Annotated in this window: 15 protein-coding genes; 2 read left to right on the top strand and 13 right to left on the bottom strand. The window is 71.5% G+C overall.

Annotated features, from left to right (window positions below; all coding sequences use genetic code 11):
• The 9 genes from alr to coaA all read right to left on the bottom strand — a co-directional run.
• A partial coding sequence (alr, locus tag ABT08_RS08405; RefSeq protein ID WP_288114645.1) for an alanine racemase occupies positions 1 to 967 on the bottom strand: 967 nt, incomplete at its 3' end.
• Positions 964 to 1,341 carry a holo-ACP synthase gene (locus tag ABT08_RS08400; RefSeq protein ID WP_056206046.1) on the bottom strand — a complete coding sequence of 126 codons (378 nt, stop codon included), beginning with the start codon at positions 1,339 to 1,341 and terminating at the stop codon, positions 964 to 966. The genes alr and ABT08_RS08400, both read right to left, overlap by 4 nt.
• Positions 1,342 to 1,357: 16 nt before the next feature.
• The gene (gene glmS, locus ABT08_RS08395; RefSeq protein WP_045246607.1) at positions 1,358 to 3,208 is read right to left on the bottom strand and encodes a glutamine--fructose-6-phosphate transaminase (isomerizing); all 1,851 of its coding nucleotides are present in this window, start codon (positions 3,206 to 3,208) and stop codon (positions 1,358 to 1,360) included.
• A gap of 48 nt (positions 3,209 to 3,256) precedes the next feature.
• Positions 3,257 to 4,927 (bottom strand): permuted SH3 domain-containing protein, encoded by a 1,671-nt coding sequence (locus tag ABT08_RS08390; RefSeq protein ID WP_288114642.1) that lies wholly within the window; start codon positions 4,925 to 4,927, stop codon positions 3,257 to 3,259.
• 84 nt (positions 4,928 to 5,011) lie between these two features.
• The gene (locus tag ABT08_RS08385; RefSeq protein WP_288114639.1) at positions 5,012 to 5,848 is read right to left on the bottom strand and encodes a DUF5666 domain-containing protein; all 837 of its coding nucleotides are present in this window, start codon (positions 5,846 to 5,848) and stop codon (positions 5,012 to 5,014) included.
• 1 nt (position 5,849) lies between these two features.
• Positions 5,850 to 7,076, bottom strand: coding sequence for an ABC transporter permease (locus tag ABT08_RS08380; protein ID WP_045246286.1), 1,227 nt, complete (start codon positions 7,074 to 7,076; stop codon positions 5,850 to 5,852).
• Positions 7,073 to 7,864: an ABC transporter ATP-binding protein gene (locus ABT08_RS08375; RefSeq protein WP_082486256.1), complete on the bottom strand. Its 792-nt coding sequence runs from the start codon at positions 7,862 to 7,864 to the stop codon at positions 7,073 to 7,075. The genes ABT08_RS08380 and ABT08_RS08375 overlap by 4 nt, the downstream gene beginning before the upstream one ends.
• Before the next feature lies 1 nt (position 7,865).
• Positions 7,866 to 9,128, bottom strand: a complete 1,263-nt coding sequence (locus ABT08_RS08370; protein ID WP_288114636.1) for an efflux RND transporter periplasmic adaptor subunit — start codon at positions 9,126 to 9,128, stop codon at positions 7,866 to 7,868.
• 224 nt (positions 9,129 to 9,352) lie between these two features.
• Positions 9,353 to 10,306, bottom strand: coding sequence for a type I pantothenate kinase (gene coaA, locus ABT08_RS08365; protein WP_056206054.1), 954 nt, complete (start codon positions 10,304 to 10,306; stop codon positions 9,353 to 9,355).
• A gap of 89 nt (positions 10,307 to 10,395) precedes the next feature.
• On the opposite strand from coaA, the gene ABT08_RS08360 reads away from it, so the two are divergent.
• Positions 10,396 to 10,968 (top strand): YdcF family protein, encoded by a 573-nt coding sequence (locus ABT08_RS08360; protein WP_137878224.1) that lies wholly within the window; start codon positions 10,396 to 10,398, stop codon positions 10,966 to 10,968.
• 48 nt (positions 10,969 to 11,016) lie between these two features.
• Positions 11,017 to 11,949 (top strand): Ppx/GppA family phosphatase, encoded by a 933-nt coding sequence (locus ABT08_RS08355; protein ID WP_288114632.1) that lies wholly within the window; start codon positions 11,017 to 11,019, stop codon positions 11,947 to 11,949.
• Positions 11,950 to 11,956: 7 nt separating this feature from the next.
• Here ABT08_RS08355 and glmM read toward each other — a convergent pair whose 3' ends face one another.
• From glmM to ABT08_RS08335, 4 genes are all read right to left on the bottom strand, one after another.
• Positions 11,957 to 13,312, bottom strand: a complete 1,356-nt coding sequence (gene glmM / locus ABT08_RS08350; protein ID WP_045246276.1) for a phosphoglucosamine mutase — start codon at positions 13,310 to 13,312, stop codon at positions 11,957 to 11,959.
• Between the two features lie 8 nt (positions 13,313 to 13,320).
• Positions 13,321 to 13,797: a 30S ribosomal protein S9 gene (gene rpsI, locus ABT08_RS08345; protein WP_056206062.1), complete on the bottom strand. Its 477-nt coding sequence runs from the start codon at positions 13,795 to 13,797 to the stop codon at positions 13,321 to 13,323.
• 26 nt (positions 13,798 to 13,823) lie between these two features.
• Positions 13,824 to 14,270 carry a 50S ribosomal protein L13 gene (gene rplM, locus ABT08_RS08340; protein WP_045246273.1) on the bottom strand — a complete coding sequence of 149 codons (447 nt, stop codon included), beginning with the start codon at positions 14,268 to 14,270 and terminating at the stop codon, positions 13,824 to 13,826.
• A gap of 204 nt (positions 14,271 to 14,474) precedes the next feature.
• The coding region (locus ABT08_RS08335) for a DUF5979 domain-containing protein (protein WP_288114628.1) at positions 14,475 to 16,073 on the bottom strand (1,599 nt) is incomplete at its 5' end.

Genomic DNA, 16,073 nt, shown 5'->3' with positions numbered 1-16,073 from the left:
GGTCGCCGACATCCACGACGAACTGATCCATCGCGATACGCCCGGCCACCGGGAACCGACGGTCGCCGATGACGACGGGACCGACGCCGCTCGCCTGACGCGGCACCCCGTCGGCGTAGCCGAGGGGCACGAGGGCGAGGGTCGTCTCGCGGTCGGTGCGGTAGGTGTAGCCGTAGGAGACCCCGTGGCCCGCCGGCACCCGCCGCACGGCCGCGATCGCGGCGCGCAGCGTCATCGCGGGCCGCAGCCCCAGCTCGGCGGGCGAGCGGTAGCTGAAGGGCGAGAGCCCGTAGATGCCGAGCCCGATGCGCACCGCGTCATAGCGCGACTCAGGCAGGTCGATGGCCGCCTGCGTGGCCGCGAGGTGGCGCACGCGGGGGGTGAGACCGGATGCCGCGGCCACCGCGAGCGACTCGTCGAACCGCGCGATGGCGTCGCGGTCGTCATCGGGCGACGTGTTGGAGAGGTGGCTGAAGATGCCGACGACGTGCACGCGCCCGATGCGCTCGAGACGCGCGGCCTCGGCGAAGACGCTGCGCTGCGCCTCGGGCGGGATGCCGTTGCGGGCGAGTCCGGTCTCGACCTTCAGGTGCAGGCGCGCGGGCCTGTCGCCGGTCGCGGCGGCCGCGGCCCGGTTCAGCTGGTCGAGGTCGGAGATGCCGAGCTCGATGTGCGCCTCGACCGCGCGGCCGAACGACAGTCCCGGGGCGTGCAGCCACGCCATGAGCGGCGCATCGATGCCACCGCGACGCAGGGCGAGCGCCTCGTCGACGTCGACGACGCCGAGACGGGTCGCCCCGCCGTCGAGCGCGCCCTGGGCGGCGCGGACGGCGCCGTGACCGTAGCCGTCGGCCTTCACGACCGCGATCACGTCGACGCCGGTGCGGCGCCGGAACGCCCTCACATTGTCGGCGATCGCCTCGGTGTCGATCACCGCCTCGCGCATGGTTCCCGCCGGCAGCGTCATGATGCCCCCTCCCCCGGCTCTCCCCGGCCCTCCGCGACCACGTACGCGGTCGCGAGTCCCGCGTCGTGCGACATCGACAGGTGCACCGCGGTGATGCCGCGTGCGGCCACCGTCTGCGCGGTGCCGCCGGTGAGCGCGAACACGGGTTTGCCGGAGGTCTCCGACGCCACCTCGATCTCGGTCCAGTGCACCCCGTCCGAGCCGCCGAGCGCCTTGATCAGCGCCTCCTTCGCGGCGTACCGTGCCGCGAGCGAACGCGGCTTCAACGCCCGCTCGGCGGGCGAGAAGAGCCGCTCGAGCAGCCGCGGGGTGCGCGAGAGGGATGCCTCGAACCGCGGCACGTCGACCAGGTCGACGCCGATCCCCACGATCATCCCCCGCGCCTCGCGCTCACTCGACCGTGACGGACTTCGCGAGGTTGCGCGGCTGGTCGACGTCCAGTCCCTTGGCGCTCGCGAGCCCCATCGCGAAGATGTGGAGCGGGACCACGGCGAGCAGCGGCTCGAACAGCGGACCCGCCAGCGGGATGTGCAGCACCTCGTCGGCGAACGGGAGGACCGCGGCATCCCCTTCTTCGGCGATGACGATGACCCGGGCACCGCGGGCGCGGATCTCCTGGATGTTGGAGACCACCTTGTCGTGGATGACCGACGAGCCGCGCGGGGAGGGCACCAGCACGAACACGGGCTGGCCGGGCTCGATGAGCGCGATCGGGCCGTGCTTGAGCTCGCCGGCGGCGAAGCCCTCCGCGTGGATGTAGGAGATCTCCTTGAGCTTGAGAGCGCCTTCCAGGGCGATCGGGTAGCCGACGTTGCGGCCGAGGAACAGCACCGAACGGGTGTCGGCCATCCAGCGCGCGAGCTGCGTGGTGCGGTCGTGCTCACGGTCGAGCACCCGCTGGATCTTCTCGGGGATCGCCTCGAGCTCGAGGACGTGCTGGGCGATCTCGGTCGGCGAGAGCGACCCGCGCACGCGCGCGACGTGGAGGGCCAGCAGGTAGAGGGCCGTGATCTGGGCGGTGAACGCCTTCGTCGAGGCGACGGCGACCTCGGGGCCGGCGTGCGTGTAGACGATCGCGTCGGACTCGCGCGGGATCGTCGCGCCCTGCGTGTTGCAGATCGACAGGGTCTTCGCCCCGCGCTCGCGGGCGTACTTGACCGCCATGAGGGTGTCCATCGTCTCGCCGGACTGGCTGATCGAGACGACGAGCGTGTTCGCGTCGAGCACCGGGTCGCGGTAACGGAACTCGTGCGACAGCTCGACTTCGACCGGCACGTTCGCCCACTTCTCGAGCGCGTACTTGCCGACCTGCCCGGCGTAGGCGGCCGTGCCGCAGGCGATCACGACGATGCGCGACACCGAGGCGAACAGCTCATCGAGACCGTCGAGCTCGGGGATCTCCACCGCGCCGTGACGGATGCGGCCGCGGAGCGTGTTGGCGACGGCCTCCGGCTCCTCGGAGACCTCCTTGGCCATGAACGACGACCAGCCGCCCTTCTCGGCGGCCGAGGCGTCCCAGGTGACCTCGAACGGCTCCACCTCGACCGGCTCGCCGTGGAAGTCGGTGACAGTGACGCCCTCGGGCGTGATCGCGACGATCTCGTCCTGGCCGATCGCGAGGGCGTGGCGGGTGTGCTCGACGAAGGCCGCGACATCCGACCCGAGGAAGTTCTCGCCCTCGCCGAGTCCGATGACGAGCGGGGAGTTGCGGCGGGCGCCGACGACGAGCCCGGGCTGGTCCTGGTGCATCGCGAGGAGGGTGAAGGCGCCGTCGAGCTTGGCGACCGTCGCGCGGAACGCCTCGACGAGGTCGCCGGTGGCGCGGTATTCGCGGCCGAGCAGCACCGCGGCGACCTCGGTGTCCGTCTCGCTGCGGAACGTGTAGCCGTCGGAGAGGAGGTCGGCCTTGAGGGCGGCGAAGTTCTCGATGATGCCGTTGTGGATGACGGCGAGCTTGTCGTCGTCGGCGAGATGCGGGTGTGCGTTCGCGTCGGTCGGGCCGCCGTGGGTCGCCCACCGGGTGTGGCCGATGCCGGTCGTGCCGTCGGGCAGCGCATGAGCGGTGAGGTCGTCGCGCAGCACGCTGAGCTTGCCGGCCCGCTTGCGCATGCCGAGTGTGCCGTCCTCACCGATCACGGCGACGCCGGCGGAGTCGTAGCCGCGGTATTCGAGGCGGGCGAGACCCGCGATCAGGATGTCCTGGCTCGGCCGCGGGCCGACATAACCGACGATTCCACACATGCCGACAATCCTAGGGTCGCCGGCATGTGTGGAATCCGTCAGCGCGGCTCAGCCGCCGGTGCGCGAGGACGATCCGCCGGTGGTGCCGCCCGTGGTGCCGCCCGTGCGGGTTCCGCCCGTGAACGAGCCGCCGCCGAATCCGCCGCCCGAACCGAAACGGCCGGTCGAGGTGCTCGAGTTGCTGGGCAGCGTCGCCTGGTTGTCGGCGAGGACGACCTGCTGTCCGATCTGCAGCCCGCTGACGATCTGCGCCCAGCCGTCGCCCACGGCGCCGACCTGCACCGATACCGACGAGGTCGAGTCGGATCCGCTGAGCACGATCGCCGTGGCCGTGTTGCCGGCCAGACCGCTCAGCGCCGACGTCGGCACCCGCAGCGCGTTGGTGGCGGATGCCACGGTCAGCGCGACGACCGCCTGGGATCCGGTCGCCAGCGCGATCGGAGGGTTGGCGACCGTCACGACGGCGGGATAGGACGGCGTGGAGGCCGTGGACGAGACGGGGAGAAGGCTCACGGTCGCGACGCTGCCCGTGAGGGCCGCCTGGGCACCGTCGGGCGTGACCTGCGCGGCGAGACCCGACTTCACGAGCGACATGTCGGAGATCGGCACGTCGACGGTGATGTCGGCGTCGCCCGCCGCCGAGATGATGACCGCCTCGCTGGTGGTGGCGGTGTCGCCGACCGAGAACGGGATGCTGGCGACCACGCCGCCGACCGGGGCGACGAGCGTCGCATCGGCGAGGTTGGCCTGCGCCGTCGAGACGGCCGACTGATCCTGCAGCACGGCGACGGCGGCGGACGCGACGCGACTCGCCTGCGCGGCGGCCTGCGACGTCGAGGACGTGGTCGACGTGGTCGACGTGGTCGAGCCTGTCGCGCCGTGGCTGGACGTCGAGGACGTCCCGGCGCTCTTCGACGCCTGCACGATCGTCGCGGCGGCCTGGGAGATCGCCGCGCTCGCCTTCGCGATGGCGGTCGTGCACTGCTGGATCTCCGCCGGCGTCGGGGCCGAGGGCGATGCCGAAGGGCTCGGGGTGGGCGTCGGGGAATCGGTGGGCGTGGCCGACGGGCTCGGGCTGTCCGTGGGAGCGGGCGTGGCGGTCGGGGAATCGGTCGGCGACGGCGAGCTGGACGGGTGCGGCGCGGCCGGGGCGAGCAGCGCGGCGCACGCTGCGCCCTCCGCCTTGACCGCGGCATCCATCGCGGTGATCGCCGCCGTGAGCGCGGACGTCGATCCGGACGACGATCCGCCCGCCGCCGATCCGCCGGAGGAACCCGACGACGATCCGCTCGCGGTGGTGCCGCCGGAACCACCTGAGGCGCCGCTCGTCGTGGTGCCCGACTGCGCAGACTCGAGCGTCACCTGGTCGTTGGCGAGCTGCGCCTGCGCGGCCAGCAGCGCCGACTCGAGCGGCGCCGGGTCGATCGTGGCGAGGGTCTGCCCCTCGGTCACCGTCTGGCCCACCGCCACCGGGATGCTCGTCACGGTGCCCGACGTCGCGAAACCGACCGAGGTGTCGCCGAGCCGCTGCACCGTGCCCGTGAGGGTGAGCACCTGCGACACGGCGCCGCTGGACACCGCCGCCGTGCGATAGCGGTCGGAGCCGGTCGAGGCCTGCACGGCCACGACCGCGCCGCCCGCGGCCACGATCACGATCACGGCACCGACGGCACTGCCGATGATCCAGGTGAGACGTCGACGCTGTCGCGTGGGAGACATGGGGAATTCTTTCTCGTCAGGCCCGCCGGATCCGACGCGCGGGATGCGCGATCGGGCCGGCGGGCTGTGTCATCGACGGCGAGGTCAGGAGTTCGAGCCGGAGGAGCCCGAGGAGCCGGACCCCGAACCGGAGCCGGAGCCGGAGCGACCTCCGAAGCCGCTCGAGCACGTGCCGTTGACGGGCTGGCTGACGGTGAGCGATGTCGCCGTCAGGGCGCCGGTGTCATCCTTCGTTCCGGTCGCGGTCACGCAGACGCCGACCGCCACATCGCTCGCGGTCCCGGATGCCAGCTGGGTGTAGGTCGTCGAGGAGGATGTCGTCACCGTCACCTGGGTCGACGAGCCGCCGCCCCGCGCCGCCTCGGTCACCACGAACGATCCGTTCGAGAGCGACGCGATCTGTCCGAACGCACCGAAACCACCGAAGCCGCCGGCGCGCGGGGTCGCACTGCCCGATCCGGATGCGGGGCCGCCCGACCCGCCCTGTCCGGCTCCGCCGCCGGCGCCGCCACCGAACCCGGCGGTGCACGTCGACCCGCCGCTGGAGGTGATCTCCACCGAGGCCGCGGCGACCTGCGTCGCCGGCGTGGCGGACCCGCTGGACCCACTCTGATCCGCACGGACGACGACGCAGTCGCCGGTTGCGAGAGCCGTGGCATCCGCGCTCTTCTGCACCTCGAAGGTGGTCGACCCCGTCCACGTGACCGCCGTCTGCGCGGTGCGCGTCTGCACCTGCGCCGTGCTTCCGTTCAGCGCCGCGACCTGCCCGCTGACGCCCGGGATGCGGGCCGCGCGGCTGCTCGAGGGAGCGGGGTTGGGGGCGGCGTTGCCCGAATCGGTGGCGCCGGCGGCCGAGCAGGCCGACAGCACGATGGCGGCGCCGGCGAGAACCGCCAGCAGACCGGTCTTGGAGTACCTCATGTCATTCGCTCCTCAGCGCGTCGATCGGCGCAAGGCGCGCCGCTCGTCCCGCGGGGTAGACCCCCGCGACGATTCCGATAATCAAAGAGACCAGCAGGGCGCCCAGCGCGACCGGCAGGGAGAGCAGCACGGGCTGGCCGAGCACCGCAGGAAGGGTGAGCGCGCCGATCGTGCCGAGCGCGATGCCCAGGAGCCCGCCGATGAGGCCGAGCACGCTCGCCTCGACGAGGAACTGCCGCAGGATGGCTCGCGGGGTCGCACCCAGCGCCTTGCGCAGACCGATCTCGCGCACCCGCTCGGTCACCGACACGAGCATGATGTTCATCACGCCGATGCCGCCGACCAGCAGCGAGATCGCCGCGATGCCCGCGAGGAGGATCGTGAGGATCTGCGTCGTGGAGGTCGCGGTCTGCAGCAGCGAGGCCTGGCTCGCGACCTGGAAGTCCGCGTTCGAGGCCGTCACCCCGTGCTGGGTCAGCAGCGCATTGTCGGTCTCCTGGTAGGCCGCCGACAGCGCCTGCGTGCTCGCCGCCTCGACATAGATGGAGGAGATCGTCGAGCCGCCCGAGCTGGAGAAGATCGACGCCCACGTGGTCGACGGCACGACCAGCTGATCGTCCTGGTCGCCGCCGACGGTCGATCCGGCCGTGTTCAGCTCGCCGATGATCGTGAACGGGATGTTCGCGATCGTCACCTGCTGGCCGACCGGATCACGGAACCCGAACAGATCGGACGCGGTCGTGGACCCGATCACGGCGACGCGCGAGAGGTTGTTCAGATCGTCGTTCGTGAAGAACCGGCCCGACACCACCGACCGGGCGCGCACCGTCAGCCACGTCGGCGTGGTGCCGACGATCGAGGTGGTCCAGGTCGAGGTTCCGGCAACCGCCAGCTGAGAGGTCGTCGACACGGGCGCGACGGCCCCGATGTCGGGCGCGACCGTGGTGTTGGCGAGCAGCGCGGCATCGGCCGACGTGAGGGTCGATGCCGAGCCGGCACCGCCGCGCACTCCGCCGACACTCGTCGTGGAGCCGGGCGTGACGACGAGCAGGTTCGAGCCGAGAGAGTTGATCTGCGCGGCGACCTGCTGCTGCGCGCCCTGTCCGAGGCCGACCGTCAGCATGACCGCGGCGATCCCGATGAGGATGCCGAGCACGGTCAGCGCGGAGCGCATCCGGCGGTGCCGGATCGCGTCGAGCGCGGTGCGCAGCGTCTCCGCCCAGTTCATCGTTCGTCTCCGATCGAGGTGGGGTGGTCGGGCAGGTCGGTGGGGGACGGAGCGGATGCCGCGTGCGCGCCCGCCGCGGGGACGATCGCCGCCGCAGCCAGCACGCCGTCCGGGTCTTGCAGCTCGCCGTCGCGGATGCTCACGGCGTACGCGGCACGGTCGGCCACCTCGTGCTCATGGGTGATGACGACGACGGTGCGCCCCTGCTGATGCAGCTCGTCGAAGAGGGCGAGGATGTCCTCGGTCGAGACGCTGTCGAGATTTCCGGTCGGCTCGTCCGCCAGGATCAGGCTGGGCTTCGTGACGAGCGCCCGGGCGACCGAGACGCGCTGCTGCTGGCCGCCGGAGAGCTCGTTCGGGCGGTGGTCGATGCGACTGCCGAGCCCGACGCTCTCCAGCGCCTCGATGGCCCGCCGCTTGCGCTCCTCCCGCCCGACACCGGCGTACACGAGCGGCAGCTCCACGTTGCGCCAGGCGGTGAGACTCGGCAGCAGGTTGAACTGCTGGAAGACGAACCCGATGCGCCGGTTCCGGATCTCGGCCAGCTGCGCCTCCGTGAGGGTGGACACATCGTCGCCGGCCAGCCGGTAGGAGCCGGAGGTCGGGATGTCGAGGCATCCGAGGATGTGCATCAGCGTCGACTTGCCGGAGCCCGACGGGCCCATGACGGCGAGGTAGTCGCCCTCGCGCACGGTCAGGCTCAGGCCCCGCAGCGCCTGCACCTCGATGTCGCCGATGACGTACGACTTGCGCACGTCGTCGAGCTCGATGATCGGTTCGCCGAGCATGTCAGTTGCCGCCCGAGGTCGAGGATCCGGATCCCGAACCCGTGCGGCCGGAGCCACCCGTGCCGGAGCCGCCCGTGCCGCCCGTGCGACCCGAGCCGCCGGTGCCGCCGGTGCCGCCGAAGATGCTGGAGCCGCCCGATCCCGATCCGGTGCGGAACGACTGCGTGACCGGCACCACGACCTCCTGACCCTCCGTCAGACCGTTGGTGATCTGCGTCTGGGCCCCGAAGATCTGGCCGAGGGTGACCTGCACGGTCTGCTGCGACCCGTTGTCGCTGACGGTGACGACCGTCTGGCCGTTCTCGGTGCGCACGGCCGCCGTCGGGACGGTGAGCACGTTGTCGAGCTCCTTCGTGATGATGTTCACGCTCGCCACCGTGCCGGCGTACAGCCCGGTCGGCGAGCCCGTCAGCGCGACGGTGACCGGGAACTGGGCGACGCCGGCGGTGCTCGAGGTCGACTGCACGCCGATCGACTGCACGGTGCCGAAGATCGCCTGGGTGGCGCCCGTGGGCGTCACCTGCGCCTGCATGCCGGTCTTGATGTTCGCGAGGTCCGCGTTGCTGACCGTGGTGGAGACGACCCATGAGGTGGGCGAGATGACGGTGATGGCCGCCGCCGAGCTCGTCGGCGTGCTCGAGGTCGACGACGTCCCGGTGCTCGTCGAGGTGCGCGACGCCGACGAGCTGCTGGACGACGAGGAGGTCCCGCTCGACCCGATCTGGGCACCGACCGACACGTTCACCGCGGCGACGACGCCGGCGATCGGAGAACTGAGCGTCGCCTGGCTGACGGCGGTCTGCGCGAGCTGCAGCTTCGCCTGCGCCGAGGCGACCTGAGCGGATGCCGCGGCCACCTGCGCCGAGGTGCCGCCGGCGGCGGCCGTCTGCTGGGTCTCGGCCTGGTTGAGCTCCGCCTGGGCGAGGGTGACCTGGCTCTGCAGCTGAGTCGGGTCGATGGAGGCGAGCGCCTGACCGGCCGTGACCGTCTGCCCGACCTGCACGTCGACGGCCGTGACGGTGCCGCTCGAGGAGAAGGTGAGGTTCGCGACCGTCGCCGGCTCGATCGTGCCCGACGCCGAGACGCTCTGGTCGTACGTGCCGACGGCGGCCGCGACCAGGCGCTGGGTCGCCGCCTTCGGCGAGAGGAAGAACACCGCAGCCGCGGTGCCCGCTCCTGCCACGACGACGACGGCCACGATGGTGATGATGACTGCCGGCCTGCGCCACCAGCGACGCGAGCGCGGAGCGCGCTTCTTTGCCATGCCTCGGTCCTTTCGAGTGAATCCTCGACGAGGCTAGGAGTGCTCGGCTGGGCTGGCGGGCGGTTGCGCTATGGCGTCTCTATGGATTCGCCTCGCGGGCGAGATCCGCGTGATGACGCGTATCTCGCGGCATCCTGCCGTGTTTTTCGGCACCGTCAGCGCGCATTGCTATGAGATCTTCAGAGTTCTCGGTGCGTCGCCCCACCGCGTGTCGGACGGCGCCCTCAGAGCTTGCGCAGCAGCACCGACTCGACCGCGTGCGAGCGATCCTTGCGCAAGACGAGACTCGCCCGGTGACGGGTGGGGAGCACGTTCTCGATGAGGTTCGGCAGGTTGATCTCGGTCCAGTACCCCATCGCGCGCTCGACGGCCTCCGCATCGGACAGGGACGCGAACACGTTGAAGAACGAGGACGGGTTGCTGAACGCGCCGCGACGCAGGGCGAGGAAGCGGTCGGTGTACCACTGGGCGATGTCGTCGGGTTCGGCGTCGACGTAGATCGAGAAGTCGAACAGGTCGCTCACCGCGACGTCGTTGGGCGAGGGCGGGGGCTGGAGCACGTTGAGACCCTCGACGATGACCACATCGGGTCGGTGCACGGAGATGTGGGCGTCCGGGACGATGTCGTACCGCATGTGCGAGTAGCACGGTGCCTTGACCTCCTCGGCGCCCGACTTGACGGCGCTGAGGAAGTCGACGAGGCCGCGCCGGTCGTACGACTCCGGGAAGCCCTTGCGGGCCATGAGGCCGCGTCGCTCGAGTTCCGCGTTCGGGTAGAGGAACCCGTCGGTGGTGATCAGCTCGACGCGGGGCGTTCCCGGCCACCGGCTCATGAGCTCACGCAGAAGGCGCGCGATCGTGGACTTGCCGACCGCGACGGAGCCGGCCACGCCCACGACGAACGGCGTCGTCGTGTCGGGCTCCCCGAGGAAGGCGCTCTCGTCGGCGCCGAGCCGCTTCGTCGCTGACGCGTAGAGCGAGAGCAGCCGGCTCAGCGGCAGATAGACCTCGCGCACCTCGGTGAGGTCGAGGCGGTCGCCGATGCCGCGCAGCTGCACGACCTCCGCCTCGGTCAGCGGCTGCTCCATGCCCGCCGCGAGTCGCGACCAGTCCGCGCGACCGATCGCGCGGTAGAGCGTGGGCGCGAGGGTCTCGGGCGAGGCATCGTCGACGGGCACGGGGTCAGCCTAGCGGCGCGGGCCGGCGGGCCCCGCTGCGCTAGCATCCGTGACAGGAGCGCACCGGAGCCGCCGAAGGGAGGCTATCGATGCGTGAACGGCGGGTGGTCGTCATCGCGGCCATCGCGATGGGCGTGGCGGTCGCGCTCGCCCTCGCCGGGTTGCCCCTCTACGTCTTCCCCTCGCACCCGGCGGTAGCGCGGGCGGACCTCGTCTACGTGATCGGGCCGCCCACTCCGGCCCGCATGGCGGACGCCCAGAAGCTGCTCGACGAGGGCGTGGCATCCCATCTGCTGGTCTCGGTCGGCGGGGGGATGCCGGCGTCGACCGTGCCGGAGTGCGCGCGCCCCGACGTAACCTGCGCCACGCCCGAACCGTTCACCACGAAGGGCGAGGTCGCCCTGCTGCAGGCCTACGCGCGCGATCACGCCGCGCAGAGCGTCGTGGTGCTCACCTTCACCCCCCATGTCGCCCGTACCCGCTACATCTTCGGACGCTGCTATGCGGGCGACGTGACCGTCGTGCCCGTCGAGGAGCGCCTCGATTTCGGGCAGTGGGTGTATCAGTACCTCTACCAGTCGACGGCGTTCGTGAAGGCATGGCTCCTCCCGTGCGCCGAGCCGATGAGCGCGGTCCCCACCCCGGTCGCGACGGCGGGGTAGAGTCTCGGCGCTCCGCGACGGCGGGCGGGCGCCGGATAGGCTGACCGCGTGCGACTCGGCGTTCTCGACATCGGCTCGAACACCGTCCATCTGCTCGTCGCCGACGCCCACCCGGGCGGCCGCCCCCTGGCGTCGACGAGCACGCGCACGGTGTTGCGACTCATGCGCTTCCTGACCCCCGACGGATCGATCAGCGAGGAGGGCGTGTCCGCCCTCGAGCAGGCCGTCGCGGACGCCGCCCGGGTCGCCCGGGAGCAGGGCGTCGACGAGCTGCTGGCGACCGCGACCTCCGCGGTGCGCGAAGCGACCAACGGCGACGAGGTCATCGCCCGCATCGAGGCGGCCCTCGGACAGGAGCTGCAGGTGCTCGGGGGCGAGGTCGAGGCGCGGTACACCTTCCTCGCCGTGCGCCGCTGGTTCGGCTGGTCGGCGGGACAGGTGCTGCTGTTCGACATCGGCGGCGGGTCGCTCGAGATCGCGGCGGGCGCCGACGAGCTGCCGGAGGCCGCGGCATCCGTGCCCCTCGGCGGCGGACGCATGACCGTCGAATTCCTGCACGACGACCCGCCCGGAGAGGACGCCGTCGAGCGGCTGCGCGCACACGCCGAGCAGACCCTCGACCCCGTGCTCGCACCCTTCCGCGCCCTCGCGCGCCCCGGCCACGTCGTCGGGTCGTCGAAGGCGATCCGCTCGCTCGCGAAGCTGGCCGGCTACCCCGTGCCGGGCTGGTCGGGCATCGAGCGGATGCTGCTCCCCCGCGCCGCGCTCGGCTCGTGGATTCCGCGGCTCGCGCGCATCCCCGCGTCCGCCCGGCAGGAGCTGCCGGGCATCACCGCCGACCGCACGTTCCAGATCGTCGCGAGCGCCGTCGTCGTGCACACCGCGATGCGTCTCATGGACGTCGACGAGCTCGAGGTGAGCCCGTGGGCACTGCGCGAGGGCGTGCTGCTGCGCTACATCGAGTCGATGGCCTGGAGCTGAGCGGGACTCAGTTCTCGAGGCGCTCGCGCACCACGTCGGCGAGGGTGGCCGCGATGCGCTCGGCGGTGGCGGCATCCGCCGCTTCGACCATCACGCGCACGAGCGGCTCCGTACCCGACGCCCGCAGCAGCACCCGGCCGGTGTCGCCCAGCTCCGCCTCCGCAGCCGCGACCGCGGCCGCCACCTGCGCGTCGGCCACGCGGGTGCGATCGACGTCGCGCACGTTCACCAACACCTGCGGGTAGACCGTCATTGTCGATGCGAGCTCGGCGAGCGAGCGTCCGGTGCGCGCCATCTCGGCGACGAGGTGCAGACCGGTCAGGAGGCCGTCACCCGTCGTCGCGAAGGCGCTCATGATCACATGGCCGGACTGCTCGCCGCCCAGCGAGTAGCGGCCCTGGTTCATCGCCTCGAGCACGTAGCGGTCGCCGACCGCGGTCTGCAGGACTCGGATGCCGCGATCGGTCATGGCCCGATGCAGGCCCAGGTTGCTCATCACGGTCGCGACCAGGGTGTCGTCCGCGAGCGCGCCGCGTTCCTTCATCGCGACCGCGAGGATCGCCATGATCTGGTCGCCGTCGACCACACGTCCCGCCGCATCGACAGCGAGGCACCGGTCGGCGTCGCCGTCGTGGGCGATGCCGATGTCGGCGCCCAGCCGCACGACCTCCGCCGCGAGCGAGTCGAGGTGGGTCGAGCCGACGCCCTCGTTGATGTTGAGCCCGTCGGGGTCGGCGCCGATCACCGTCACACGGGCGCCCGCGTCGCGGAACGTCTCGGGCGAGACTCCGGATGCCGCGCCGTGCGCGCAGTCGAGCACCACGTGGAGGCCGCCGAGGCGATGGGGCAGCGAACGCAGCAGGTGCAGGACGTAGCGGTCCTCCGCGTCCGCGAAGCGGCGGATACGACCCACGCCGGCGCCGGTCGGCTGCAGCTTGGGGCCTGCGAGCGCGAACTCGATGCGCTGCTCGACGTCGTCGGGGAGCTTCACACCGCCCCGCGCGAAGATCTTGATGCCGTTGTCGGGCGCGGGATTGTGCGACGCGGAGACCATCACGCCGAAGTCGGCGTCGGTGTCGGCCACGAGGAACGCGGCCGCCGGGGTCGGCAGCACTCCGGCGTCATCGACGTCGACGCCGGAGGAGGCCAGACCGGCCGCGACCGCCGCCGCGAGGAACTCGCCGGAGATGCGCGGATCGCGCGCGAGCACCGCGCGTGGGCGTCGCCCCGCGGCACGCCGCGCCTCGGCGGAACGGCCCTGGCCCAGGACGACCGCGGTCGCCTGGGCCAGGGTGAGAGCAAGATCGGCGGTGAGGGGGCCGTTGGCCAGCCCCCGCACGCCGTCCGTGCCGAACAGCGCCATGGAGCGGATCAGCGCTTCGAGTACTGAGGAGCCTTGCGCGCCTTCTTGAGACCGGCCTTCTTGCGCTCCTTGACGCGAGCGTCACGCGAGAGGAAGCCGGCCTTCTTGAGGGTCGGGCGGTTGTTCTCGGCGTCGATCTCGTTGAGCGCGCGCGCGATGCCGAGGCGCAGCGCGCCGGCCTGGCCCGAGGGGCCACCGCCCTGGATGCGGGCGATCACGTCGTAGGCGCCCGCGAGGTTCAGCACCGTGAACGGGTCGTTGATGAGCTGCTGGTGCAGCTTGTTCGGGAAGTAGTCCTCGAGCGTGCGGCCGTTGACCGTGATCGAGCCGGAGCCCGGCACGAGACGGACGCGGGCGATCGCCTGCTTGCGGCGGCCGACGGCCGCACCCGGCACCGAGAGAACGGGGCGGGGGGCGTCGACGACCACGTCGGCCGGCGTCTCGGTCGAGTAGTTGTTGTCGGTGGAGTCCTGGATGTTCGCCACGAGTGTGTCCTTTGGGTGAGCGGCGCTTACTGGGCGACCTGGTCGAAGGTGTAGGCCTTGGGCTGCTGCGCGGCGTGCGGGTGCTCGGCACCCGCGTAGACCTTCAGCTTGGACAGCTGCTGACGACCGAGGCTGTTCTTGGGGAGCATGCCGCGGATCGCCTTCTCGACGGCGCGGACGGGGTTCTTCTCGAGGAGCTCGGAGTAGGCGACCGCCTTGAGACCGCCCGGGTAGCCCGAGTGGCGGTAGGCGAGCTTCTGCTGGAGCTTCTGACCGGTGAGGGCCACCTTCTCGGCGTTGACGACGATGACGAAGTCGCCGGTGTCGACGTGGTTCGCGAAGGTGGGCTTGTGCTTGCCGCGGAGGATCGCGGCAGCGTGCGAGGCGAGGCGGCCGAGCACGACGTCGGTGGCGTCGATGACCAGCCATTCACGCTGGATCTCGCCTGCCTTGGGGGTGAAAGTGCGCGTCACAGTTGTGCTGCTTTCTGTATCGAACGGAGAGGTTCGTGAATCCCGCTCCGGGGTGCTTGTGCGAGGGATGCTCGCGCAAGACGCCAGTGGAGGGCTCACGTTCGCGGTGACGCCCAGCAAGGCGCACCAAAGGGAGAGTCTACGTCATCGGGATGCCGCGGCCAAATGCCGGTGCGCAGATCGCTGCGCACCGGCATCCGGTCATCAGGCGCTGCGGCGCCTGCGCACCCACAGCAGGAGCCCGCCGACGAGCAGCAGCAGTCCGCCGCCGATCGGCACGAGCACGTTCATCGCGGCACCGGTGTAGGCCAGCGGCGGCTCGAACTCGTTCTCCACGACGATCGATGAGTCGTCACCCGTGAGGGTGATCTGGGCGCTCGCCGACGTGGTCACCGTCGTGCCGACATGGATGCGGGTCGCCGTGGCACCGCCCGTGTCGGTCTCGGTCAGGTCGCACACGGTGCCGATCGGGACATCCGAGATGGTCAGCGTCGCCGCCGCCGTCCCGCCGATCTGCGCGGTGACGTCGCGCAGTGTGACGCCCGCCGGATACACCGTGCTCGTGTAGGTGCACACGACATGCACCGGGAAGGTGCGGGTGATCCCGATCGACCCGAGTCCGCTCAGCTCCTTCGAGATGACGACCGGGGCGACGTCGAAGGCGTTCGTGAACGCCACCGTGCTCTGGTCGGCGGCCGACACGTCGGGCAGCGGCGAGAGGGTCGCCGTCGTGCCCGTCACCGCGGGCTGCGTCACGCCACCCTCGGTGACGGCCACCGTCGTGCGCGCGGCGCCGGCGGCATCCGTCTCCGTCACGCGGCAGTCGGCGCCCTCGGGAAGACCCGTCCAGGTGAACGAGCCGCCTGCGGCGATGCTCTGCGTCAACGGCTCGGTCGCAGCCACCGCGGCCCCGTTGAACGTGCAGGCGAGCGCGACCTGGAACGGCCCGTAGGTGAGCGGATGCCCCGTGGCATCCGTCGCCTGCGAGTCGACCGTCTTGGTGACCGTCACCTGCGCCAGTCGGAAGGTGTTCTGCACCTGGAGCGCGGGCTGCGCCTGATCGCCGACCGAGAGCACGGTCGGGTCGGTCGCGACGGTGAAGGTGTAACCCGTCGCCGCGTCGGCCAGCGGCGCGCCCGTCGCGGACTGGATCTCACTCAGTCCCGCGCCGCCCGCGTCGGTCTCCCGGAGGATGCAGGAGGATCCGCTCGCGATGCCCGTGTAGTCGGCCACGGGGGACGCCGCATCGACGATGCGCGTCGCCCCGCCGGGCAGCACGACCGACTCGCCCCCGCGCGTGCACGCGAGGTCGAACGTGAACTGCGCGGTGCCGTAGGTCGCCGCCCCCGCACCGGCGAAGGTCTTCGTGACCTGGACGGAGCCCGTCAGGTACCAGTTCGTCAGCGCGACGGTGGCCAGACCGCTCGTGGGGATCGTGACGACGCCCGTCGTCGTGTCGGTTCCGTCGTTCGGCGTGATGACGACCGCGTCGGCGCCGAGGAGCGCGTTCTCGGTCACATCGCACGTGGAGCCCGCGAGGATGCCGGTCACGGACGCCGTCCACGCGCCCGACGCGCTGAGCGTGCGGGTGGTGTCGACGAGCGTCTGCCCGTTCAGCGTGCACACCACGTGCGCGGTGAAGGACTGGGTCTCACCGAACTGATCCGCGCCGCCCCCCTCGAACGACTTCCTGAGCGTGAGCCCGGCGACGTCGTAGAGGTTCTCGAACGACACGGCGTTCTGGGTCGCCCCACCGGTGCCGTTCGGGCTCAGCTCGGGGATGTCCGCCGTGCGCGTGGCCTG

This window comes from Microbacterium sp. SCN 71-21, from assembly GCF_001725695.1.
Lineage (GTDB): Bacteria > Actinomycetota > Actinomycetes > Actinomycetales > Microbacteriaceae > Microbacterium > Microbacterium ginsengisoli.
Note: the sequence above shows the minus strand (reverse complement) of the source record. Positions and strands in the feature narration are given on the sequence as shown.